The organism is Mesobacillus campisalis, from assembly GCF_000986785.1.
Taxonomy (GTDB): domain Bacteria; phylum Bacillota; class Bacilli; order Bacillales; family Cytobacillaceae; genus Mesobacillus_B; species Mesobacillus_B campisalis.
On record NZ_LAYY01000101.1, the window covers coordinates 169,446 to 191,454 of the forward strand.

The window sequence follows — 22,009 nt, forward strand, 5'->3', positions numbered from 1 at the left end:
AGGAGTGAGTTTTAATGAAATGGTCTGAAATTGGAATCTTGACGACAAATGAAGCAATTGAACCGATCTCCCACATTTTGCATGAAGCGGGCGCCAGCGGTGTCGTCATTGAGGACCCTTTTGAACTTGTGAAGGAGAGAGAGGACCAGTTCGGGGAAATTTACCAGCTCAATCCAGATGACTACCCGGAGGAAGGCGTCATCATAAAAGCCTATTTGCCTGTAAACAGTTTCCTGGGTGAAACGGTCGACGGGATCAAGGCGGCTGTAAATAACCTGGTTTCATATGATATCGATATCGGGAAGAACAGGGTTACAATCAGCGAAGTAAATGAAGAAGAGTGGGCAACCGCCTGGAAGAAATACTATAATCCAGTCAAAATTTCCGAAAAGTTTACCATTGTTCCGACATGGGAGGAATATGAGCCGGTCAGCAGTGATGAGCTGATCATTGAACTGGACCCTGGCATGGCTTTTGGAACGGGCACCCACCCTACAACGGTGCTCTGCATCCAGGCTTTGGAGCGTACGGTACAAACAGGGGACAGGATCATTGACGTTGGCACCGGTTCGGGAGTCTTGAGCATTGCCGCCGCCAAATTGGGTGCCGGCCGGATTGAAGCGCTGGACCTTGACGAGGTGGCTGTCAATGTTGCCAGGGTCAATATCAAGCTGAACAAGGTACAGGATTTGGTTGAAGTCCGCCAAAGCAACCTGCTCGATGGTGTGGAAGGCGAATCTGATATAGTAGTTGCCAATATCCTTGCAGAAGTGATTCTCCGTTTTGTCGATGATGCCTATCGCATAGTAAAAAAAGACGGGTATTTCATCACTTCGGGCATCATTCAGCAAAAGAAGGAAAGTGTAAAGGAAGCATTGCTGAACGCCGGTTTTGCCATTGAGGAAGTAATCTCCATGGAAGACTGGGTGGCCATCATTGCAAAAAAATAATGCAGCGGCAAAGGGGCTTATCCGTCCCTTTTCTGCTGTCTCTTTTTAATTGGGGCTAACTATTATTTAGGCAGGTGTGTCGGAATGCAGAGATATTTTGTGACAGGTTCAGGAGAAGAGGGTCATTTTGAAATAACCGGCGACGACCATCATCATATTGCCAGAGTCATGAGAATGAAGGAAGGCGACGAGATTCTCTGTGTGACGGCCCAGGGGAAGAGCGCTCTCTGCCGGATTGAAGAAATTACCTCTGAAAAAGCACTGGCAGCCGTAGTAAAATGGAATGAAGGGTCTCCCGAGCTTCCGGTTTCCATTACAATTGCGAGCGGGTTGCCCAAAGGGGATAAACTTGAATGGATCATCCAGAAGGGAACAGAGCTTGGTGCTTCCGAATTTGTCCCTTTTATCGCAAGCCGCTCCGTAGTTAAATGGGATCAAAAAAAGGGCAGGAAAAAGGCCGAGCGATGGCAGAAAATTGCCAAGGAAGCGGCTGAACAGTCCCATAGGAATCAAATACCAAAAATCCATGAGCCGGTGACGCTAAAAACACTTGTTCAGGATGCAGGTCGTTTTGATTTCTGTCTGATCGCATACGAAGAAGAAGCGAGGCATGGAGAAGCTTCCGTGCTTGCCGATGTTTTTAAAAGAATAGGCCAGGGGGAGTCTTTGCTGGCCATATTCGGCCCTGAAGGAGGGCTGACAGAACAGGAAGTCCATATTCTCCAGGAAGCTGGTTTTGTGCCATGCGGACTTGGACCACGGATCTTAAGGACAGAGACGGCACCGCTATACCTTCTTTCAGCCGCGTCCTACCATTTTGAATTAATGAGGTGAGGAATATGCCTACAGTTGCTTTTCATACACTCGGCTGTAAAGTAAACCACTATGAAACCGAGGCAATCTGGCAATTGTTCAAAGAGCAAAATTATGACCGTGTTGAATTTGAGTCAACCGCGGATGTTTATGTAATAAATACATGTACCGTTACAAATACGGGGGATAAGAAGAGCCGCCAGGTAATCCGGCGTGCGGTGAGGAAAAATCCTGATGCTGTTATCTGTGTCACTGGCTGCTATGCCCAGACTTCACCAGCGGAGATCATGGCGATTCCTGGAGTCGATATTGTCGTGGGTACGCAGGACCGTGTGAAGATGCTTGAGTATATTGAACAATACAAAACAGAACGCCAGCCAATCAATGGCGTCCGCAATATCATGAAGAACCGTGTCTATGAAGAGCTTGATGTCCCAGCTTTTACAGACCGTACAAGAGCCTCGCTGAAAATCCAGGAAGGCTGCAATAACTTCTGCACCTTCTGCATTATCCCATGGGCCCGCGGCCTGATGAGATCACGCGACCCGCAGGAGGTCATCCGCCAGGCACAGCAGCTGGTAGATGCCGGCTACAAGGAGATTGTCCTGACCGGAATCCATACGGGCGGCTATGGTGAGGATATGAAGGATTACAACCTTGCATCCCTGCTTGCAGACCTTGAAGCACAGGTAAAAGGCTTGAAGAGGCTGCGGATCTCCTCCATTGAGGCCAGCCAAATCACGGACGAGGTCATCGATGTGATCGACCGTTCGAATATAATCGTCCGCCATTTGCACATTCCGCTCCAGTCAGGCTCTGATACCGTTTTGAAGCGGATGCGCCGTAAATATACGATGGAGTTCTTCGGCGAGCGTCTTGACCGGCTTAAAGAGGTGCTCCCCGGACTTGCCGTTACATCAGATGTCATTGTTGGCTTCCCGGGAGAAACGGAAGAAGAGTTTATGGAAACTTATAATTTTATTAAAGAACACAAGTTTTCCGAGCTTCATGTATTCCCATATTCCAAACGTACGGGTACACCAGCTGCCCGCATGGAGGACCAGATCGATGAGGATGTGAAGAATGAGCGCGTCCATCGCCTGATTGCCCTTTCCGACCAGCTGGCGAAGGAATATGCTTCCCAGTTTGAAGGAGAAGTGCTTGAGGTCATTCCGGAAGAAGAGTACAAGGAGAAGGACGGCCATTATGTCGGCTATACGGATAACTACCTGAAAGTCATCCTGCCGGCCACTGAAGACATGGTTGGCAAAATTGTCAAAGTCAAGCTTCTAAAGGCAGGCTATCCTTACAATGAGGGCCAATTTGTGCGCTTGCTGGAAGATGAACCTGCTGCCGAAAAAGCTGTGGTATAGAGAAAAGGAATTGCCTCTTGCGGCAATTCCTTTTTTAATTTTTGTTCCCGTGAAGGATGATGATCATCCTGCCGAACCTGTCCGCAAAGGGAAGAACCAGCAGTGAAGAAACGATATTAAATAAAACACTTGCATGTGCCAGCTGAACTTCCATCCTGTCAGCTGTCATGGGGGCAATCAGGGCGTAATCATCTATAAAAGGCAAAAATGCAAGTGTTCCGGCAATATTCAACCAAAGATGGGCATACGCTGTAAGCCTGGCCTCTTTCCCCGCCCCTGCAGAAGCGAGCAGCGCGGTTACACAAGTGCCAATATTGGCCCCCAACATGGCAGCGACTGCAGCGCTGAACTGCATCGTTCCTTCTGACAGGAAGCCCATTAGAATTCCGGACATGGCCGTACTGGACTGGATGATTGCTGTTATCACGGTTCCCGCTCCCAGGCTGTAAAGAAGGCTGTCATTTAACTGTGCCAGCCATTGTTCAACGACCGGGAGACTTGTTAGGGGGCCGGCCAGGTATGAAAATCCTCTCATGGCTGCGAACACAGCTGCCATGCCGAAGAGAATTTGCCCGATATTCCTGTGCTGCTCCTTCCTGGCAAGGATCAGCACGGCCCCTATGATAGCAAGGGGTACTATGAAAACATCAAGATTGATGGTGATCAATTCCAAGGTGAAGGTGGTTCCGATATTGGATCCCAATATGATTCCGATTGATTGTCTGAACGTAAGCATCCCTGCACTGATCAGGCCGATTGTGATGACCATGACGGCGGAACTGCTGTGGAGGATGGCTGTAACAAGTGTACCTGCAAGCAAGCCTTTCAGAGGTGTGCCTGTCATCCTGGCGAGCCAACCTCTCATGGAGTCCGCAGACAATTGAAACAGCCCTCTTCTTAAAATCATCATACCCGAGAGAAATATTCCAACTAACAAGATGAACAGAAAAGCATAGACCATTGACCCTCACCCTTTCTTTTTATATCTATGAATGGAGGGGCTGGACATGCCGAAATCTTTTCCGGAATAGGGACGAATGATTATTCTTAAATCCATGTATGATTTTCAGTTGACCTTGCTTCGCTAGTATATTATAATTGCAAGGTACATGGTTCCCCATGTGTTTTCATGTAAGTGTGTTGTGTTCGGAGGGAGGGAAAGAGAATGTCTAAAACTGTTGTTCGCAAAAACGAATCGCTTGAAGATGCTCTTCGACGCTTCAAACGTACTGTTTCTAAGTCAGGTACAATTCAAGAAGCTAGAAAGCGCGAATTCTACGAAAAACCAAGTGTTAAGCGTAAGAAAAAGTCTGAAGCTGCCAGAAAACGCAAGTTCTAAGAGAGGGTGGAATTATTTTGAGTCTTCTCGAGCGTTTAAATAAAGATATGATCCAAGCGATGAAGAACAAGGAAAAAGACAAACTCACGACAATTCGGATGATGAAGTCGTCCTTGCAAAACGAAGCAATCAAGCTCGGGAAGCAAGAGTTGTCGGCTGAGGAAGAATTGACTGTACTTTCTCGCGAATTAAAACAACGCAAAGATTCCCTCCAGGAATTTGAAAAAGCAGGTCGCCAAGACCTTGTGGAAAAACTGCGCATCGAAATCGAACATGTCGAGCAATATATGCCGGAGCAGTTAAGCGAAGAAGAGCTTGTCAGCGTCATCAAGCAATCCATTGCTGAAACTGGTGCTGCGTCTAAGGCCGATATGGGCAGAGTGATGGCTGCGATCATGCCGAAGGTAAAAGGCAAAGCAGACGGGTCGCTCGTCAACAAACTTGTACAACAACACCTTTCATAAAAAAATGTGACTAAGGGCCGTGAGCATTTGCTTGCGGCCTTTTTAGTGTTCCCGAATTTCCGCGGAGACGGAAATTAAAGGATGTTCTGGTAATAAAAGTGACTGTCTATGGTATGATAAAAATATACATATTCTTTAGGGTGCTATTCAACCTTCCAAAAGAATGAAACCTAACGGACACTTAGACCGTAATACAGGAAGCCGCTTAAACAAGAGAGGGGGAATGGGATATTGAGGCTTAGCCGGATGATGGTATTGCTCACTTTGCTTATGGGGCTTGCGCTGTCGGCTTTCCCTTTGCTGCCATCGGCTCAAGATGAAACCGTTTATATTGTCCCGGTTGAAGCTACAGTGGAAAAAGGCCTCTATGCCTTTTTGGATAGGGCTGTATCCGAAGCTGAGGCCGATGATGCTTCTGCCATTATTTTTGAAATTAATACTCCGGGCGGGGCGGTCGATGCAGCAGGCGAAATTGGGAAATTGTTTACATCCACCAACATGCGGACAATAGCCTTCGTAAATAAGCAGGCTTTGTCGGCTGGCGCCTATATTTCGCTGAATGCCGATGAAATTTATATGGTGCCTGGTGCTGTAATGGGATCGGCAGCGATTATTGATCAAAGCGGAAACACTGCCGGGAAAAAAGCAGAATCCTACTGGTTCGCTGCCATGAGGAGTGCTGCCCAGGAATCTGGAAGGGATCCGATTTATGCCTTGGCGATGGCAGATGAAAATGTCGACCTGCCTGAGTATGGGGCAGGAAAAGGGGAACTTCTGACGCTGACTGCGGAGCAGGCGCTAGAAGTTGGCTATTCGGAAGGAACGGTCAAAGACCGGGATGCATTGCTGGCGGAACTTGGGTTTGAGCAGGCAGCCATCAAAGAGGTGGAGGAGAGTTTTGCGGAGAAGGTTGCCAGATTCATTACAAACCCGGTAGTCACATCGGTGCTGATTACGATTGGCAGCCTGGGGCTTGTATTGGAGTTATACTCGCCTGGGTTTGGGATACCAGGCTTCATGGGGATTTCTTCCTTGCTGCTTTTTTTCTACGGCCATATGGTGGCTGGCCTGGCCGGGTATGAAGCAATCATTCTGTTTGCCATTGGCGTCGGCTTGATGATCCTGGAATTTTTCATTGCAGGCGGTATTGTCGGGATCCTCGGTTTTATTGCCGTAATCGCCAGTTTTTTCATGGCCTCCGGGAATGTCATGCATATGGGTATTACCCTTTTGATTGCCATGGCGGCAACAATTCTGGTTTCCATCCTTATGGTAAAGGTGTTGGGGAGAAGGATGAAATTATTCGGCAAAATTATTCTCACTGATTCTACAAGCACAGAGGGCGGTTATGTATCGAACAAGAACCGGACAGAACTGATCGGCCTCGAAGGGACGACTGTTACAGCCCTAAGGCCTGCCGGTACCGTGCTTGTAGGCGACGAGAGACTGGATGTAGTAAGTGAAGGAAGTTTTATTCAGAAAGACAAGAAAGTAAAAATAGTCAAGACGGAAGGGTCACGTGTTGTGGTCCGGGAAGTTCCGGAATGACCACGATGAATTGGAGGAATTGATATGGCATTGACATCAGGTACTGTTTTTTTGCTGGTAGCCGTTGTGCTCGGCCTGCTGCTTCTCGGCGTCCTTTTTACCTTTGTTCCAGTAATGCTCTGGATTTCTGCCCTGGCGGCCGGAGTTAGGGTAAGCATCTTCACACTGATTGGAATGAGGCTCCGCCGGGTTATCCCGAGCCGGGTTATCAATCCGTTGATCAAGGCACACAAGGCCGGGTTGGGAGTGACGACAAACCAGCTTGAGAGCCATTACCTTGCCGGAGGAAATGTCGACAGGGTTGTTAATGCCCTGATCGCTGCACACCGTGCGAATATCGAGTTGTCCTTTGAGCGGGCGGCTGCCATTGATCTTGCCGGCCGGGACGTGCTTGAGGCAGTACAGATGAGCGTTAATCCGAAGGTTATCGAAACACCGTTCATCGCCGGTGTCGCGATGGATGGAATCGAAGTAAAAGCGAAAGCGCGCATTACCGTTAGGGCCAACATTGACAGGCTTGTCGGGGGTGCTGGAGAGGATACCATCGTTGCGCGTGTCGGTGAAGGGATTGTCTCGACCATTGGTTCATCCGATAACCATAAAAAAGTCCTGGAAAACCCGGATATGATTTCACAGACAGTCCTTTCCAAGGGCCTGGATGCAGGTACAGCCTTTGAAATCCTCTCGATCGATATTGCGGATGTTGATATCGGCAAGAACATTGGTGCCGAACTCCAGACGGAACAGGCGGAAGCCGACAAGAAGATTGCCCAGGCAAAGGCTGAGGAACGCCGTGCCATGGCTGTTGCCCAGGAGCAGGAAATGAAGGCGCGCGTACAGGAAATGAGAGCGAAAGTTGTGGAATCCGAGGCAACCGTTCCACTTGCCATGGCCGAAGCCTTAAGAGATGGAAACATTGGTGTGATGGATTACATGAATATCCAGAACATTTCTGCCGATACCGACATGAGAGACTCCTTTGGAAAGCTTTCTGGCGGCAAAAAAGACGAGAACAAGGATGAATAACTTCCATCCCGCTTTGAAAGGGGGGACCAACCATGGAATTTCTGTTCGATAATCCATTCATTCTTATGATATTGATTGGTCTGATCTCGACATTGTTCGGGAAAAAGGGGGAGCAGCAGGAGCAGCAAAAGAGGCCCCAGCAGAGAAGGCAGTCACAGCAACCGCGCCAAGGCCCTGGCCAGCCCCAGCGTCCTGAACGAAGACCGGCGCAGCAGAGATCTGAAAGGCCGGCGCAGCCAATGCCGCCAACGATGGAAAAAAAGGCTGAACGTACGGCTGCAAGCATCCCTCAGCTGACGGATGTCCAGAAAATTTATGAAGATAAAAGACGGGAAATGATGGAATCCGCGAGGCATGAACCTCGTACCGTAAGCGGGGGCCCTGCTTCGGCCCAGGCTGGCAACGAGGAAAAGCCTGTTACTCTGGACCTGAATCCCGATGGCAACCGCCTGATTGAAGGAATTGCCTGGGCTCAGGTTCTGGGGCCGCCAAGAGCGCGGGATCCCCACCGGACGATGAGGCGAAGATAAGCTTGTCCATCCCGGATCGATCCTGTTAAAAAGATGTGCTAGAACCCCTTTTCAGCTCATACATATGAGTTGAAAGGGGGTTCTTTTTTTATGGCAAAGAAATGGAGCCAGCTTATTCGAAATTGGATGACCCAAAAAATGGACCTTCCACCTGATGTCATGATGGATCTCCCCCGTATCACCATGATTGGACAAATCCATATCTATATTGAAAACCACCGCGGTTTACTGGCTTTCTCCGACAAAGAACTGAGGCTGCTCCTGAAACAGGGCCAGCTGCTGGTGAAGGGGAAGGCGTTTGTCATTAAAACCATTCTCCCGGAAGAGATACTGCTTGAAGGGAAAATCGACCAGGTGATATATATCAATGAATGATTCAGGAGGAAGCTCATGAAAAATCAATGGATCAATTTGTTTGCGGGAACTCTCCGTGTCAAAGTAACCGGAAAGGGAATCGAGCGTTTTTTGAACCAGCTGACGCGAAGTGGAATCCTGATCTGGAATGTGAAAAGGCATGGTACCGAAGCAGTGACATTTCAAATAAATGTGCAGGATGCTAAAAAATTGCGGGTCCCTGCAAGGTCCAGCCAGTGTAAAATCCGCTTTATCGAGAGGGCTGGGGGCCCTTTCTTTTTACGCAGAATTTGGACAAACAGCGGTTTTCTCGTTGGTGCGGCTGCATTTCTCATCATCCTCATGTTTTTGTCCAATATGGTTTGGGGAATTGAAATAAGAGGGGCCAGCCCAGCGATCGAGCATCAAATCCGCAAAGAATTGGCCGATATGGGCGTGAAACATGGGAGCCTCCAGTTCACGATTAAAAATGTCGATCTCCTCCAACGTGACCTGACGGATAAAGTGAAGGAAATAACCTGGGTAGGTGTGGAATTAAGGGGGACAACCTACCATTTCCAGGTTGTAGAAAAGGAAGAGCCTGAAAAACAGCAAGCATATACCCCTCAGCATCTCGTAGCTGCAAAGAAGGCGACTATTGTAAAAATGTTCGTTGAGGAAGGCGAATCAATGGTCCAGCTGAACGATGTGGTCCAGCCGGGACAACTGCTTGTCAGTGGGCTGATCGGCAAGGAAGAAGAGAAAAAGCCTGTTCCGGCAAGAGGGGAAATCCTTGGGGAAACTTGGTATAAATCTCTAGTGGAGCTGCCCCTTCAATCAACATTCCAGGTGTTCAGCGGGAATGAGGCAAGAAAGTACCAACTGCAGCTTGGAAAACTTTCCATTCCGGTTTGGGGATTCAAGAAGCATGGGTACAATGAATTTGAAAGTGAAGAATCAATGCACCAAATAAAATTTTTGAAATGGAAGCTGCCGATTGCGTTTGTGGCGAAGACCATTCGCGAAAGGGAAGAAGTCACAAGGACGTATACAAAAGCGGAAGCGATAAAAAGTGCCAGGGAATTGGCCAGAAAAGATATAAAAAAGATTATTCCTGAAGATGCTAAGATTAAAGGGGAAGAGATTTTACATCAATCGATAAAGAATGGTAAAGTAAGAATGTCCATCCATTTTCAAATAATTGAGGATATTGCAAAAGGCCAACCTATAATCCAAGGAGACGAAGAATGACAGAAGACTTCAAAACAAAGGAAATACAACTTGAAAATCCAGAGGCAGCCATTGCCCTGTTCGGAAACTCGGACTCGAACCTGAAGGTGATTGAAAACGAGCTGAAAGTATCGATCATCACTAGAGGAGAGTCGGTAATCGTAGCCGGACAGCCGGAAAATGTGGAAATGGCCCAGGCTGTCATGGAAAAATTAATGGCTGTTGTCCGCAAAGGAATCAATATCAGCCAAAGGGATGTCATCTATGCCCTCCAGCTTGCCAAGAAAGGCACGCTCGAATATTTCCAGGATTTATACGAAGAAGAAATTGCAAGAAACTCCAAAGGTAAACCAGTCCGGGTCAAGACCATTGGACAGCGTCATTATATAAATGCGATTAAAGGACAGGATCTTGTTTTTGGAATTGGTCCTGCAGGAACCGGAAAAACCTATCTGGCGGTTGTAATGGCGGTTAACGCCCTGAAAAATGGGAATGTCACCAAGATCATTCTGACCAGGCCTGCGGTTGAAGCGGGAGAAAGCCTTGGTTTCCTACCAGGAGACCTTAAGGAAAAAGTCGACCCTTATCTAAGGCCGCTTTATGATGCTCTCCATGACATTCTTGGGACGGAGCATACACAGAGGCTGATTGAAAGGGGAACAATCGAAATCGCCCCGCTCGCTTATATGCGCGGCAGGACGCTGGATGATGCATTCGTCATCCTTGATGAAGCGCAAAACACTACTAAAGCCCAGATGAAGATGTTCCTTACAAGGCTGGGGTTCGGCTCTAAAATGGTGATTACCGGGGACACCACCCAGATTGACCTCCCCCGTGGGGTGAAATCGGGGCTGATCGTTGCAGAAGAGGTCCTGCAAGGGGTCAAAGGAATGTCTTTTATTCATCTTGAGCAGTCCGATGTAGTCCGCCACCCTCTTGTGGCGCGGATTATCAATGCCTATGATAAAAGTGAAGATGGTCAATAGGTCTGTCCGACAGGGCAGGCTATTTTTTGCATGTGAGAGGGTGAAAGTTGGAAAAAAAACTGTTATGATGGAAAATATTAAGAGATTTATCATCCTTTGATTACTTACTCGGCTTGGCAGCCCAGGCAGGAGGTACAGAATGGAAAAGATGCAGCGCCATTTTTCCACTATATTGGATTTGTTGAATATTAAGCTGTTTCGATTGCTGCTATTCCTGATCCTTGGCTCGATTTTGTTTCTGTCCATGTACAGCAACGTGAAACCGGAAAAGCTCGACCTTACCTTGTTTTCAGTAGCCGACAAGACCATTCGTTCTCCTATCACAGTGGAGGATAAGGGGAATACTGAAAGAGCAAGACAGGAGGCTGTCAATCAGGTTCAGGATGTTTATATTGTTAAAAAAGAATATGCCCAAAACCAGGTGGACCTGGTTACATCCATTTTCGACTCGGTGACTGAAGTCAATAATGAAATCAAGGCGGAATTAAAGGAACGTGCCGACCAGGATATGGATATAGAAGCAGCGGTCATTCCAATTGAAGAAAGAATCGTCCGGGTCAAGGAGAAACTAACGGAAGAAGTAACAAAGGTCATTTCTGATCCCGCGTTTGCCGCCATGCTCCAGGCAAGGCCAGAAGATTTGGCTATTGCCAAAGACATGACCTTGACGGCTGTCAATAACGTCATGAGCCGAAGGATTCCGGCGGATGAAGTGGAAAATGGGAAAAAGCGGGTTGAAGAAGAACTTAGGTATACAAGCCTGAACTCCAGCCTGAGGAGCGCCATTATCGAACTTGGCCGGTTCGCCATCATCCAGAATGAGTTTTACGATCCCAAGGCCACAGAAGAATTGCGGCAGCAGGCCATTGACAACGTTGAGCCTGTGAAGATCCTTGAAGGCCAGATTATTGTAGAGGAAGGGCAGCTGATCAGCAGGGATGTCTACCAGCAGCTTGAGCTGGCCGGATTGTTGAACAGTGACCAATCGCTCAAGCCCTTTGCCGGTCTCGCCATGTTTATTTTTATTATCCTGAGTGCCCTGTACTTTTTGTTTGATGAAATGGGGAAAACGGAGAAGGTCCAAAGACAGCTTTTGATATTCAGCCTGATTTTTGTTTTGTCGATTATGATCATGAAACTGGTCAGCCTCTTTTCAGATCAGGAGTTTTCGGAAATTGGCTATGTGTTCCCTGCTGCCATGGGCGCAATGCTCATTAAGATCCTGATAGATGAGCGGCTGGCTGTATTCCAGACAATTATCACCGGGATTTGCGGCAGCATCATGTTCAATCAGGGTATTACGGGAACATTGAATGTCACCGTTGCCATTTACATCATTGCCAGCGGACTGGCAGGAATCCTGTATTTAAGGCAGCAGAATCAGAGAAGTAAAATCCTCCAGGCGGGCATGTTCGTTTCCGTTATCAATCTGTTCGTCATCGTCGCGCTGGTACTGCTGCGAAACAGCCAGTACACTAGTCTGGAAACCGGTTTTTATTTTATGCTAGCCTTTTTGTCCGGCATCAGTTCAGCGGTGCTGACGATCGGCCTGCTGCCATTTTTTGAGGCAGGCTTCGGCGTCCTTACTGCCATGAAGCTCATTGAGCTATCGAGCCCTAACCATCCGCTGCTGAGAAAAATCCTGACTGAAGCTCCGGGAACCTACCACCACAGTGTGATGGTAGCCAATCTTGCAGAATCTGCCTGCGAGGCTGTAGGGGCAAACGGACTTCTGGCAAGAGTGGGGTGCTATTATCACGATATAGGCAAAACAAAACGGCCCCAATTTTTCATCGAAAACCAAATGAATATAGACAACCCTCATGACAAGCTGCCGCCGGTCACGAGCAAGAATATTATTATCGCCCATGCTGCCGATGGATCCGAAATGCTGAGAAAGCATAAAATGCCGAAGGAAATTGTCGATATTGCCGAACAGCATCACGGTACGACCTTACTGAAATTTTTCTATCACAAGGCCAAACAATCCGGCAGCGATGTAAAAGAAGCCGATTTTCGCTATCCTGGACCAAAGGCACAGACTAAAGAAATTGCCATTATTGGCATAGCGGACAGCGTGGAAGCGGCTGTCAGGTCGATGTCCCGTCCAACCCATGACCAGATTGAAAGCCTCGTCAGGAATATCATAGCCGACAGGCTGCAGGATGGTCAGCTGAATGATTGCGATATCACCCTGAAGGAATTGCAGATTGTCGGGGACAGCTTTTGCGAAACATTAAAAGGAATCTTCCACTCCCGGATTGAATATCCGGAAATGACAAAACAGAAGGTGAAGCAAGCATGACTCTAGAAATAGATTTATTTGATGAAGTCGAGGAACTCGGCGAATACGAAATGGCGGAAATTGAAAAGCTCTTGAATTTTGCTGCACAAAAAGAGGGAGTAGAGGCGGGAAGTGAAGTTTCCGTTACTTTCGTGTCCAATAAGCGGATCCATGAAATTAATCTTGAATACCGAAAGATTGACCGGCCGACAGATGTCATTTCATTTGCCCTCGAGGAAGAAGGCGAAGGTGAATTAACTGTGACAGGGGCGCAAATCCCGAGAGTTCTTGGGGATATAATTATCTCCGTTGCCAAGGCAAGGGAGCAGGCAGAGGAATATAATCATTCGTTTATGAGGGAGCTTGGCTTTTTGGCTGTCCATGGCTTTCTTCATCTGCTTGGTTATGACCATGAAACGGAGGAAGATGAAAAGGCGATGTTTTCCAGGCAAAGGGAAATATTGAATGAATATGGGCTCATCCGGTAAAAACGCGAATGGAAAGTCAAGGCTGACCAGATCCTTTGCCTATGCATTTGCTGGAATCCGGGCAGGACTGAAACAAGAACGGAATTTGCAGATCCATCTTGGAATATCAATGGCTGTAATCCTGCTTGGATATTTTTTGCACATTTCAGCTGTCGAGTGGCTGTTTATCTGCCTGTCAATCGGAGGCATGCTCGCTGCTGAATTGATGAACAGCGCCATTGAAAGGGTAGTCGATCTGGTGACCACGGAGTACCATCCGCTGGCAAAACAGGCAAAGGATATGGCTGCCGGTGCAGTTTTGTTATTGGCCATCACCTCTGTCGTTATAGGCCTGGTTATTTTTGGTCCAAGGCTTTTACTCTTCTTTTTATAAGCTGCCCTCTGGACAGCTTTTTTTCATGTGTGGATTGTGATAAAATTTCGGCTCAGGCGGGTGCTTGAAGAGGGCTTTTCCCCGGTTTGAATCTGGCTTCGAAATTAAGTACAATTAAGGTTCAGAATTAATATCAAATACGCAAGCCTATTTTTAGAAAATTTAAAATTTTTTACGCTTTTTTGGATTTCTCCGTGAAATTGAAGCCAAAATAAGGTAAAATAGTGGAAAGGACGATTTCTAATGGATGTAACATTGTTAATAGGAGAAGCAAAAGAGGCAATGAAAAAAGCATATGTTCCTTACTCGAAGTTTCAGGTTGGTGCTGCGTTGCTTACGGAGGAAGGAAAGGTGTACCAAGGCTGTAATATTGAAAACGCTGCATACAGCATGTGCAATTGTGCGGAGCGCACGGCACTTTTCAGCGCGTATGCCCACGGAGACCGAAAGTTTAAAACCCTTGCGGTGATTGCGGATACGGACCGTCCTGTCTCGCCATGCGGAGCCTGCCGCCAGGTCATTTCGGAACTGTGCCCAAAAGACATGAAGGTGGTTTTAACAAACCTGAATGGGGATATTAAAGAATTAACTGTCGAAGAATTGCTGCCAGGCGCATTTTCACCGGAGGATCTACATGAATAACACAGCAGGTAACGGATTTAAATCAGGCTTCATTTCCATCATTGGAAGGCCGAATGTTGGGAAATCGACTTTTTTGAACCGGGTGGTCGGACAGAAAATCGCCATTATGAGCGACAAGCCGCAAACAACCCGGAATAAGGTCCAGGGTGTACTGACACAGGATGACTCCCAGCTAATCTTCATTGACACACCTGGAATCCATAAGCCAAAGCATAAGCTTGGGGATTTCATGATGAAGGTTGCTCAAAATACACTTAAGGAAGTGGACCTGGTCCTATTCATGGTAAATGCCGAGGAAGGCTACGGCCGCGGGGAAGAATTTATTATTGAAAAGCTGCAGTCCGTCTCCACACCGGTTTTTTTAATCATTAATAAAATTGATCTTATTCATCCGGATAAACTGTTGCAGTTAATTGAAGGATATAAGGAGAAGTACAACTTTAAAGAGATTGTTCCTATTTCGGCCCTTGAAGGAAACAATGTCGAAAGGTTATTGGGGCAAATTAAAGAATACCTGCCTGAAGGGCCGCAGTACTATCCGGCAGACCAGGTGACAGATCATCCTGAACGATTTATTGTTTCAGAATTGATAAGGGAAAAAGCCCTGCACTTGACCAGGGAAGAAATCCCCCACTCGCTTGCGGTTGTGATTGAAAAAATGGAACGCAAGCCCGAGAACAAGACGGTCCATGTCATGGCAACCATCGTCGTGGAGCGGGATTCACAGAAGGGGATCATTATTGGCAAACAAGGCAGCATGCTTAAGGAGATAGGCAAACGGGCGAGGCTGGACATTGAGAACCTGCTGGGAACCAAGGTATTCCTGGAGCTTTGGGTAAAAGTGCAGAAAGACTGGAGGAACAGGGCGACCCACCTCCGTGATTATGGCTTTAGGGACGATGAATATTAGTAAGGAACATCCTAATCCTTTCTGCCATAACTAATGTATTAGGAAAAGTCTGGTATTATGAACAGGGTATTTTTACAATATTTATGAAACATGAAATTCGAGTGACAGGCTATGATAAATTGTAAGGATTCGGGATAAGAAAATTGCTAGTTGAATAATTGAAAGGTGGGGTTTTCTATGTTGGATTTTACCTGGAAGGTTTTTTCGCAAACAGGTAATATTGACACATATCTCCTCTTCAAGGAGTTGGAGCAGGAAAGACGAGAAATACCCGGAAATCAGGAGGAAGAGCTAGCAGAAATTGATTTTCCCATCTCATAGGTTTGTCTTCCAGCACTGGATGGTGAAGGATGATGCTGGAGAAATGTGAAGGCATCGTAATACGGACAACTGATTATGCCGAAACAAATAAAATCGTGACTCTATATACTCGTGAGTGGGGTAAGGTTGGTGTGATGGCAAGGGGCGCAAAAAAGCCGAACAGCCGGCTGGCGGCGATCACCCAGCCTTTTACATATGGCCAATTCCTCATCCAAAGAGGCAGGGGGCTGGGAACCCTGCAGCAAGGGGAAATCATTTATTCAATGAGAAGCATGCGGGAAGATATTTTCCTGACTGCCTATGCCAGCTATATCATTGACTTGACTGACAAGAGTACAGAAGAAAAAAAGCCCAATCCTTATTTATTTCAACTCTTGCTTCAGACCCTGCAGTATTTGGACGAAGGCTATGACCAGGACATACTTATGCATATTTACGAGATGAAGATGCTCAATGTCCTCGGCCTGTACCCCATTCTTGACCATTGTGCCAACTGCGGCAGGACGGAAGGGACTTTTTCCTTCTCTGTGCGTGAGGGCGGCTTGCTCTGCCAAAGATGCATTGAAAAAGACCCTTATCACTTTAAAGTCAGCCAGGCATCCATCCGATTGATGCGGCTGTTTTATTTGCTTGACCTTTCCCGGCTGGGATCCATATCCGTCAAGGAAGAAACGAAAGCGGAATTGAAAAAAATGATAACAGCCTATTATGAAGAGTATTCAGGCCTTCATCTTAAAACAAGAAGGTTCCTTGACCAGCTTGACAGCTTTAAGGATAAGCTTTAGGATATTGACAAATCTTTTTGTTTTCGCTATGATTTTTAGTAAAATTACATATCGATGTTTGCAGTGATGGAAAGGAGTAGCCAATACTCCCTGTAAAGCGATCCCGGGTTGGTGCGAGCCGGGAATGGGGAACTGGTGAAGGGCGTTCCGGAGCAAATGATGATGAAAGTGGCCGCTTTTTGGCGGCAATTAGGGTGGAACCGCGGGTAACTCTCGTCCCTATGCATGCAGCATAGGGGCGGGAGTTTTTTTGTGTACGGAAAACCCAGCCAATTAATAATCAAATACACGAAAGGTGTGTGACAAATGAATATTCAAAATATGATCCTAACCCTTCAGAAGCATTGGTCTGATCAGGGCTGCATCCTTATGCAGGCGTATGATGTTGAAAAAGGAGCAGGAACGATGAGCCCTTATACCTTCCTGCGGGCCATTGGACCGGAGCCGTGGAATGTTGCCTATGTAGAGCCTTCGCGCAGGCCGGCTGATGGCCGATACGGTGAGAATCCGAACCGGCTGTATCAGCACCATCAATTCCAGGTGATCATGAAACCATCACCCGACAACATCCAGGAGCTTTACCTTGACTCATTGAAGGCTTTGGGAATCAATCCGTTAGAGCATGATATCCGGTTTGTTGAAGACAATTGGGAGAATCCTTCACTCGGCTGTGCAGGGCTGGGCTGGGAAGTATGGCTTGATGGCATGGAAATTACACAGTTCACTTATTTCCAGCAGGTGGGCGGCCTTGAATGCAAGCCTGTATCCGTCGAAATCACATACGGAATTGAAAGGCTCGCGTCTTATATCCAGGACAAAGAAAATGTGTTTGATCTCGAGTGGACAAATGGCTTTACAGTTAGGGATATTTTTGGCCAGCCCGAATATGAACATTCAAAATATACATTTGAGACATCCGACCCGGACATGCTGTTCCATCTCTTTAATGTATACGAGAAGGAAGCGCACAGGCAAATGGATGAAGGGCTTGTCCATCCTGCCTATGATTATGTCCTGAAATGCTCCCATGTGTTCAATATTCTTGATGCAAGAGGAGCCATATCCGTAACCGAAAGAACCGGCTACATTGCACGGTGCCGAAATCTTGCCAGGAAAGTGGCCAAAACTTTCTATGAAGAGAGAGAAAAACTTGGCTTCCCAATCCTGGAGCGAAAGGAGAACCCGGAACATGAGTAAACAAAATTTATTGCTGGAAATTGGCCTTGAAGAAATGCCGGCCAGATTTATCAATGATTCCATTGCCCAGCTTGCCGCCAAAGTGGAAAACTGGCTTTCCGAAAAAAACATCGGGTTTACAAACATTCAAGCATTCGCTACGCCAAGGCGCCTTGCTGTCCTGGTAAATGATGTCGCAGAGCGCCAGGAGGACAGCCATGAGGAAGCGAAGGGACCGGCAAGGAAAATTGCCCTGACACCAGATGGTGAATGGTCAAAGGCAGCAGCAGGCTTCACCCGTGGACAAGGCATGACAGTTGACGATATTTATTTCAAGGAAATAAACGGCATTGAATATGCCCATGTCAAAAAGTTTATTGAAGGGCAGGAAACAGCAGGACTTCTGCCAGAAATGAAACAAATAATCACTTCCTTGAATTTTCCGAAGAATATGCGCTGGGCAGACCAGGAACTCCGCTATGTGAGGCCGATAAAATGGATGGTGGCCCTGTTCGGGCAGGAGGTTGTGCCATTCTCCATCGCGGGAGTATCGACAGGACGCACAACATATGGCCACCGGTTCCTGGGCGGGAAGATTGAACTGGATTCCCCGGAAAGCTATGAAGAAGAACTTAAGGGACAATTTGTACTTGCAGATTCGGAAAAAAGGAAGCAGATAATTGTATCCCAGCTTCAAAAGCTTGAAGAAGAAAACAGCTGGATCATTCCAGTGGATGAAGACCTCCTGGATGAGGTGAACAATCTGGTCGAATACCCGACTGCCTTATTTGGGAAATTCGAAGAGGAATTCCTTAATATTCCCGAAGAAGTACTCATTACGTCAATGAAAGAACATCAGCGTTATTTCCCGGTGAAAGGAAAGGATGGCGGCTTGCTGCCAATCTTTGTAACAGTAAGGAATGGCGATCAGCGCCATATTGATACGGTTGCCCGAGGAAACGAAAAAGTGCTGCGGGCAAGGCTTGCTGATGCAGCATTCTTCTATAGGGAAGACCAAAAATTAAAGATTGGAACAGCGCTTGAAAAACTGAAGAATATTGTTTACCACGAAGAAATCGGTACCTTGGCAGAAAAGACTGCCCGTGTGCGGAAGCTTTCAAGCTTAATCTGTGAAAGGCTGGGTCTTGACAGCGAAACCATACAGCATGCGGACCGTGCTGCTGAAATCAGCAAATTCGACCTGGTCACCCAGATGGTGTATGAATTCCCGGAGCTTCAGGGAATCATGGGTGAAAAATATGCCCTTCAAAAAGGTGAGCATCCGGCGGTTGCACAGGCTATTAATGAGCATTATAAGCCGCGGAACGCAGGGGACGGCCCTGCAGAAAGCGATGCAGGGGCTGTAGTCGCATTGGCAGAAAAGCTCGACACTATCTGTTCGTTCTTTGCCATCGGAGTGATTCCAAGCGGTTCGCAAGACCCGTATGCGTTAAGAAGACAGGCATCAGGCATCGTCCTTACCCTTATGAATAAAAATTGGAATATCGCACTTGAAACATTGATAGGACTTTCCCTGAACCTTGTATCGCAGGCTGGACTTGGGAAGCGCAGCGAGGAAGAATCATATAAAGACCTTATTCAATTCTTTGGACTCCGCCTCAAACACCTTCTTCAGGAACGGGGCATCCGCTACGATATCATTGATGCGGTTCTTGGCGGCGGCCTGAGAAGCGTCCCAGGGGTGATTGAAAGAGCGGATGTACTGCAGGAGCATGTCAATGCGCCGGACTTCAAGGAGAGCATGGAAGCGTTGAGCCGCGTGCTCAATATTGCGAACAAAGCCGGAGTAATGGGAGACATTGATCCTGAACTATTTGAGAATGAGCATGAAAATAAGCTGTACTCCAGGTATCTGGAATCTGCCAGGGAAGAAGAAGACCAAATTGATGCAGCAAGATTCTATCATCTGCTTCTTGAATTGAGACCAGCCATCAGTGCATATTTTGACCATACAATGGTAATGGCTGAGCAACAGGAAGTCCGGGAAAACCGACTGAACCAAATGGCTGCCCTTTCGGCTTTAATTATGAAGTTTGCCAAGGTAAATGACATTAATGTTAAATAGCACGCTTAACAGAGCCGCAGCGCCTGCAAAATGAGCAGGCCCGGCAGTTTTGTTTGCAAAGAATCCCCAAACGGAACCATTCACAACGGGTAAATAGTATATAATGTTTTTAGTTAGGGCTGTTTAAACACGGTTCAATAGGCGGTGAGTAAAATCGAACTTAATAAGCGCCAGGAACAAATATTAAATATTGTAAAGGACAATGGCCCCATTACGGGGGAGCAAATCGCCGACCGGCTCAATTTGACCAGGGCCACACTAAGGCCTGACCTCGCGATTCTGACCATGGCAGGCTACCTTGATGCAAGGCCGAGAGTAGGATATTTCTATACTGGAAAAAGCGGCAGCCAGCTTTTAACGGACAGCCTCAAGAAAATAGTTGTGGGGGATTACCAGTCAATTCCCGTCGTCATCATGGAAGATGTATCTGTATACGATGCGATTGTGACGATGTTCCTTGAGGATGTGGGTACGCTGTTTGTGGTGGACAAAAGCTCCCACCTTGCCGGAGTCCTGTCAAGGAAGGACCTTTTAAGGGCGAGCATAGGCAAGCAGGAGCTGACGGCATTGCCAGTCAATATCATCATGACCCGCATGCCTAACATCACAGTATGCAAAAAAGAGGATTTGCTGATTGATGCTGCCAAAAAGCTGATTGATAAACAAATCGACGCTCTGCCTATTGTTAAGGAAGCAGAGCAGGGTTTGGAAATTGTCGGCAGGCTGACAAAAACAAATATAACCAGGGCATTTGTGGCCCTGGCAGATGAAGAGTAGGAGGCTGGCGGTTCCAATGGATAAGTTGCCTATTATTTACGTTGTTTCCGATTCAGTGGGAGAGACTGCGGAACTAGTGACAAAGGCTGCACTCAGCCAATTTCCAAAATCGGAATTTACTCTCAGGAGGTACCCGTTTGTCGAGGATACCTCCAATATTGAAGAAGTGCTTGCGCTCGCCAAGCTCAACGGCGGAATGATTGCCTATACTTTGGTGAGGCCCGAGATAAATGCTTATATGAGGGAAGCTGCCGCAAGGGAAGGGATTGTCATTTGCGACATTCTCGGGCCATTGATGCAGCAAATACAGACCCAGTGCGGGGAAACGCCTCTCTACGAACCAAGGCTGGTCCGGAAGCTGGATCAGGATTACTTCAAGAAAATAGAGGCGATAGAATTTGCCGTGAAGTATGATGATGGCCGGGATCCCCGCGGCATCCTCAAAGCTGAAATTGTCCTGATCGGCATATCCCGAACATCAAAGACACCATTGTCGCAATACCTGGCCCATAAACGCTACAAGGTGGCAAACGTCCCGATCGTACCGGAAATCGATCCCCCTGAAGAACTCACTTTGGTTCCAGGCAGCAAATGCTTCGGTTTGAGGATTTCTCCCGAAAAGCTGATCCAGATCCGCAGGGAGAGGCTTATTTCCCTCGGATTGAACGATCGGGCTGTATACGCGAATATCGAGAGAATAAAAGAGGAAATCGATTATTTTGATGCTGTTATTGAAAAAATAGGCTGTCCGGTAATCGATGTCACAAACAAAGCGGTTGAAGAAACGGCGAATGTCATTATGAGCATAATGATGAATAAGCAACCGAGGCAATAGCACATGGACCATGTGCTATTGTTTTTGCGGTGCAGTTTTTTTATTAAAACCTCAAGATAAAATTATGGAAAAAAAGCCTTTCTTATACTATAATAAAAAATTGTGATAAAAAAACACATGTTTAGGTTTAGACTTGGCAAAAACCGAATAAACTATTTATTGTTACATGTCAAGGGAATGGACTTAAAATAATTCGACAAAAGGTGAATTTTAAAAAAATCGGGCCAAAAGAAGGAAAATGCGGAGTGATGTAGAATTACTAGTTATGAATCGGGCTGTATGACTATTTTTGTCGACGCAGATTCTTGTCCTGTTAAGCAGGAAATTGTCGAAATTGCTTCGAATTATAATGTGCAGCTTGTTTTTGTCGCGTCATATGCCCATATGATGAATGATTCCCAATCCGGTAAATGGGTATTTGTAGATTGTGAAAAAGAGGCAGCGGACCTTTATATCATGAATCACACAAAGAAAGGCGACATTGCCGTCACCCAGGATATCGGCCTTGCCTCCACTTTGCTTGCCAAAGGGGTTTATGTCCTTTCGCCAAGGGGAATTCAGTTTGAAGAAAAGGATATCCAGACTGCTCTTGAACTAAGGCATCTCTCGGCAAAGGCAAGGAGGCGGGGAGAATATGGCAAGGGTCCCAGACGATTCAGTGAAGCGGACCGGATCACGTTCGGGCAGGAATTCACCAGGCTTTTGTCGAATTCTCAATGTAGAAAATTGGAGTAATGAAC

The 22,009-nt window shown here is 46.9% G+C and carries 24 protein-coding genes and 1 other annotated feature; of the genes, 23 read left to right on the plus strand and 1 reads right to left on the minus strand.

Annotated elements, in window-relative coordinates; translation table 11 throughout:
- Window positions 1-14 precede the first annotated feature (14 nt).
- The 3 genes from prmA (at window position 15) to mtaB (ending at window position 3,136) form a co-directional block, all read left to right on the plus strand.
- Window positions 15-950: a 50S ribosomal protein L11 methyltransferase gene (gene prmA / locus WQ57_RS24740; RefSeq protein ID WP_046526295.1), complete on the plus strand. Its 936-nt coding sequence runs from the start codon at window positions 15-17 to the stop codon at window positions 948-950.
- Between the two features lie 84 nt (window positions 951-1,034).
- Entirely contained in the window at window positions 1,035-1,784 is a 750-nt protein-coding gene (locus WQ57_RS24745; protein ID WP_046526296.1) for a 16S rRNA (uracil(1498)-N(3))-methyltransferase, read from the plus strand.
- Between the two features lie 5 nt (window positions 1,785-1,789).
- Window positions 1,790-3,136 (plus strand): tRNA (N(6)-L-threonylcarbamoyladenosine(37)-C(2))-methylthiotransferase MtaB, encoded by a 1,347-nt coding sequence (gene mtaB, locus WQ57_RS24750; RefSeq protein ID WP_046526297.1) that lies wholly within the window; start codon window positions 1,790-1,792, stop codon window positions 3,134-3,136.
- A 34-nt stretch (window positions 3,137-3,170) separates the two neighbouring features.
- Here the strand turns inward: mtaB and WQ57_RS24755 are convergent, their stop codons facing one another.
- On the minus strand, window positions 3,171-4,097 hold the full coding sequence (locus WQ57_RS24755) for a Na/Pi symporter (RefSeq protein WP_046526298.1): 927 nt from the start codon (window positions 4,095-4,097) through the stop codon (window positions 3,171-3,173).
- Window positions 4,098-4,301: 204 nt separating this feature from the next.
- Here WQ57_RS24755 and rpsU point away from each other — a divergent pair, with 204 nt between their 5' ends.
- The 20 genes from rpsU to WQ57_RS24850 all read left to right on the plus strand — a co-directional run bounded on the left by rpsU (window position 4,302) and on the right by WQ57_RS24850 (window position 22,004).
- Window positions 4,302-4,475, plus strand: coding sequence for a 30S ribosomal protein S21 (rpsU, locus tag WQ57_RS24760; RefSeq protein ID WP_015595024.1), 174 nt, complete (start codon window positions 4,302-4,304; stop codon window positions 4,473-4,475).
- 17 nt (window positions 4,476-4,492) lie between these two features.
- Complete coding sequence (locus WQ57_RS24765) at window positions 4,493-4,939, plus strand: GatB/YqeY domain-containing protein (protein ID WP_046526299.1); 447 nt, start codon at window positions 4,493-4,495, stop codon at window positions 4,937-4,939.
- Between the two features lie 270 nt (window positions 4,940-5,209).
- The gene (locus WQ57_RS24770) at window positions 5,210-6,487 is read left to right on the plus strand and encodes an NfeD family protein (protein WP_241481655.1); all 1,278 of its coding nucleotides are present in this window, start codon (window positions 5,210-5,212) and stop codon (window positions 6,485-6,487) included.
- A 24-nt stretch (window positions 6,488-6,511) separates the two neighbouring features.
- The gene (floA, locus tag WQ57_RS24775; RefSeq protein ID WP_046526300.1) at window positions 6,512-7,513 is read left to right on the plus strand and encodes a flotillin-like protein FloA; all 1,002 of its coding nucleotides are present in this window, start codon (window positions 6,512-6,514) and stop codon (window positions 7,511-7,513) included.
- A gap of 32 nt (window positions 7,514-7,545) precedes the next feature.
- Window positions 7,546-8,043 carry a hypothetical protein gene (locus WQ57_RS24780; protein WP_046526301.1) on the plus strand — a complete coding sequence of 166 codons (498 nt, stop codon included), beginning with the start codon at window positions 7,546-7,548 and terminating at the stop codon, window positions 8,041-8,043.
- 90 nt (window positions 8,044-8,133) lie between these two features.
- Window positions 8,134-8,418, plus strand: a complete 285-nt coding sequence (gene yqfC / locus WQ57_RS24785; RefSeq protein WP_046525902.1) for a sporulation protein YqfC — start codon at window positions 8,134-8,136, stop codon at window positions 8,416-8,418.
- 15 nt (window positions 8,419-8,433) lie between these two features.
- Window positions 8,434-9,627, plus strand: a complete 1,194-nt coding sequence (gene yqfD / locus WQ57_RS24790; protein WP_046526302.1) for a sporulation protein YqfD — start codon at window positions 8,434-8,436, stop codon at window positions 9,625-9,627.
- Complete coding sequence (locus WQ57_RS24795) at window positions 9,624-10,592, plus strand: PhoH family protein (RefSeq protein WP_046526303.1); 969 nt, start codon at window positions 9,624-9,626, stop codon at window positions 10,590-10,592. The genes yqfD and WQ57_RS24795 overlap by 4 nt, the downstream gene beginning before the upstream one ends.
- Before the next feature lie 139 nt (window positions 10,593-10,731).
- A complete protein-coding gene (locus WQ57_RS24800; RefSeq protein WP_046526304.1) occupies window positions 10,732-12,897 on the plus strand; it encodes an HD family phosphohydrolase in 2,166 nt (721 codons plus the stop codon).
- Entirely contained in the window at window positions 12,894-13,364 is a 471-nt protein-coding gene (gene ybeY, locus WQ57_RS24805) for an rRNA maturation RNase YbeY (RefSeq protein ID WP_046526305.1), read from the plus strand. The genes WQ57_RS24800 and ybeY overlap by 4 nt, the downstream gene beginning before the upstream one ends.
- Entirely contained in the window at window positions 13,342-13,737 is a 396-nt protein-coding gene (locus WQ57_RS24810) for a diacylglycerol kinase family protein (protein WP_046526306.1), read from the plus strand. The genes ybeY and WQ57_RS24810 overlap by 23 nt, the downstream gene beginning before the upstream one ends.
- Before the next feature lie 243 nt (window positions 13,738-13,980).
- Window positions 13,981-14,379 (plus strand): cytidine deaminase, encoded by a 399-nt coding sequence (locus tag WQ57_RS24815; protein ID WP_046526307.1) that lies wholly within the window; start codon window positions 13,981-13,983, stop codon window positions 14,377-14,379.
- Entirely contained in the window at window positions 14,372-15,289 is a 918-nt protein-coding gene (gene era, locus WQ57_RS24820) for a GTPase Era (protein ID WP_046526308.1), read from the plus strand. Before WQ57_RS24815 ends, era begins: the two co-directional genes overlap by 8 nt.
- A 177-nt stretch (window positions 15,290-15,466) precedes the next feature.
- Window positions 15,467-15,610 carry a YqzL family protein gene (locus tag WQ57_RS26030; protein WP_064537409.1) on the plus strand — a complete coding sequence of 48 codons (144 nt, stop codon included), beginning with the start codon at window positions 15,467-15,469 and terminating at the stop codon, window positions 15,608-15,610.
- Between the two features lie 32 nt (window positions 15,611-15,642).
- Window positions 15,643-16,395 carry a DNA repair protein RecO gene (gene recO / locus WQ57_RS24825; RefSeq protein WP_046526462.1) on the plus strand — a complete coding sequence of 251 codons (753 nt, stop codon included), beginning with the start codon at window positions 15,643-15,645 and terminating at the stop codon, window positions 16,393-16,395.
- A gap of 54 nt (window positions 16,396-16,449) precedes the next feature.
- Window positions 16,450-16,619: a binding site (T-box leader), on the plus strand.
- 82 nt (window positions 16,620-16,701) lie between these two features.
- The gene (glyQ, locus tag WQ57_RS24830) at window positions 16,702-17,592 is read left to right on the plus strand and encodes a glycine--tRNA ligase subunit alpha (protein ID WP_046526309.1); all 891 of its coding nucleotides are present in this window, start codon (window positions 16,702-16,704) and stop codon (window positions 17,590-17,592) included.
- The gene (gene glyS, locus WQ57_RS24835; RefSeq protein WP_046526310.1) at window positions 17,585-19,657 is read left to right on the plus strand and encodes a glycine--tRNA ligase subunit beta; all 2,073 of its coding nucleotides are present in this window, start codon (window positions 17,585-17,587) and stop codon (window positions 19,655-19,657) included. Before glyQ ends, glyS begins: the two co-directional genes overlap by 8 nt.
- 144 nt (window positions 19,658-19,801) lie before the next feature.
- Complete coding sequence (gene ccpN / locus WQ57_RS24840; protein ID WP_046526311.1) at window positions 19,802-20,434, plus strand: transcriptional regulator CcpN; 633 nt, start codon at window positions 19,802-19,804, stop codon at window positions 20,432-20,434.
- Between the two features lie 16 nt (window positions 20,435-20,450).
- The gene (locus WQ57_RS24845; protein WP_046526312.1) at window positions 20,451-21,269 is read left to right on the plus strand and encodes a pyruvate, water dikinase regulatory protein; all 819 of its coding nucleotides are present in this window, start codon (window positions 20,451-20,453) and stop codon (window positions 21,267-21,269) included.
- A 279-nt stretch (window positions 21,270-21,548) separates the two neighbouring features.
- Window positions 21,549-22,004, plus strand: coding sequence for a YaiI/YqxD family protein (locus WQ57_RS24850; RefSeq protein WP_084820379.1), 456 nt, complete (start codon window positions 21,549-21,551; stop codon window positions 22,002-22,004).
- The last annotated feature ends 5 nt before the right edge of the window (window positions 22,005-22,009 follow it).

Bases quoted from the DNA above. Each gene is read 5' to 3' on its own strand.
- glyQ (WP_046526309.1), top strand. From the start codon at position 16,702: ATGAATATTCAAAATATGATCCTAACCCTTCAGAAGCATTGGTCTGAT.
- mtaB (WP_046526297.1), top strand. From the start codon at position 1,790: ATGCCTACAGTTGCTTTTCATACACTCGGCTGTAAAGTAAACCACTAT.
- WQ57_RS24800 (WP_046526304.1), top strand. From the start codon at position 10,732: ATGGAAAAGATGCAGCGCCATTTTTCCACTATATTGGATTTGTTGAAT.
- era (WP_046526308.1), top strand. From the start codon at position 14,372: ATGAATAACACAGCAGGTAACGGATTTAAATCAGGCTTCATTTCCATC.
- yqfC (WP_046525902.1), top strand. From the start codon at position 8,134: ATGGCAAAGAAATGGAGCCAGCTTATTCGAAATTGGATGACCCAAAAA.
- recO (WP_046526462.1), top strand. From the start codon at position 15,643: ATGCTGGAGAAATGTGAAGGCATCGTAATACGGACAACTGATTATGCC.
- rpsU (WP_015595024.1), top strand. From the start codon at position 4,302: ATGTCTAAAACTGTTGTTCGCAAAAACGAATCGCTTGAAGATGCTCTT.
- WQ57_RS24770 (WP_241481655.1), top strand. From the start codon at position 5,210: ATGGGGCTTGCGCTGTCGGCTTTCCCTTTGCTGCCATCGGCTCAAGAT.
- WQ57_RS24845 (WP_046526312.1), top strand. From the start codon at position 20,451: ATGGATAAGTTGCCTATTATTTACGTTGTTTCCGATTCAGTGGGAGAG.
- glyS (WP_046526310.1), top strand. From the start codon at position 17,585: ATGAGTAAACAAAATTTATTGCTGGAAATTGGCCTTGAAGAAATGCCG.
- WQ57_RS26030 (WP_064537409.1), top strand. From the start codon at position 15,467: ATGTTGGATTTTACCTGGAAGGTTTTTTCGCAAACAGGTAATATTGAC.
- WQ57_RS24780 (WP_046526301.1), top strand. From the start codon at position 7,546: ATGGAATTTCTGTTCGATAATCCATTCATTCTTATGATATTGATTGGT.
- WQ57_RS24815 (WP_046526307.1), top strand. From the start codon at position 13,981: ATGGATGTAACATTGTTAATAGGAGAAGCAAAAGAGGCAATGAAAAAA.
- WQ57_RS24745 (WP_046526296.1), top strand. From the start codon at position 1,035: ATGCAGAGATATTTTGTGACAGGTTCAGGAGAAGAGGGTCATTTTGAA.
- floA (WP_046526300.1), top strand. From the start codon at position 6,512: ATGGCATTGACATCAGGTACTGTTTTTTTGCTGGTAGCCGTTGTGCTC.
- WQ57_RS24850 (WP_084820379.1), top strand. From the start codon at position 21,549: ATGACTATTTTTGTCGACGCAGATTCTTGTCCTGTTAAGCAGGAAATT.
- yqfD (WP_046526302.1), top strand. From the start codon at position 8,434: ATGAAAAATCAATGGATCAATTTGTTTGCGGGAACTCTCCGTGTCAAA.
- WQ57_RS24795 (WP_046526303.1), top strand. From the start codon at position 9,624: ATGACAGAAGACTTCAAAACAAAGGAAATACAACTTGAAAATCCAGAG.
- ybeY (WP_046526305.1), top strand. From the start codon at position 12,894: ATGACTCTAGAAATAGATTTATTTGATGAAGTCGAGGAACTCGGCGAA.
- WQ57_RS24755 (WP_046526298.1), bottom strand. From the start codon at position 4,097: ATGGTCTATGCTTTTCTGTTCATCTTGTTAGTTGGAATATTTCTCTCG.
- prmA (WP_046526295.1), top strand. From the start codon at position 15: ATGAAATGGTCTGAAATTGGAATCTTGACGACAAATGAAGCAATTGAA.
- WQ57_RS24810 (WP_046526306.1), top strand. From the start codon at position 13,342: ATGAATATGGGCTCATCCGGTAAAAACGCGAATGGAAAGTCAAGGCTG.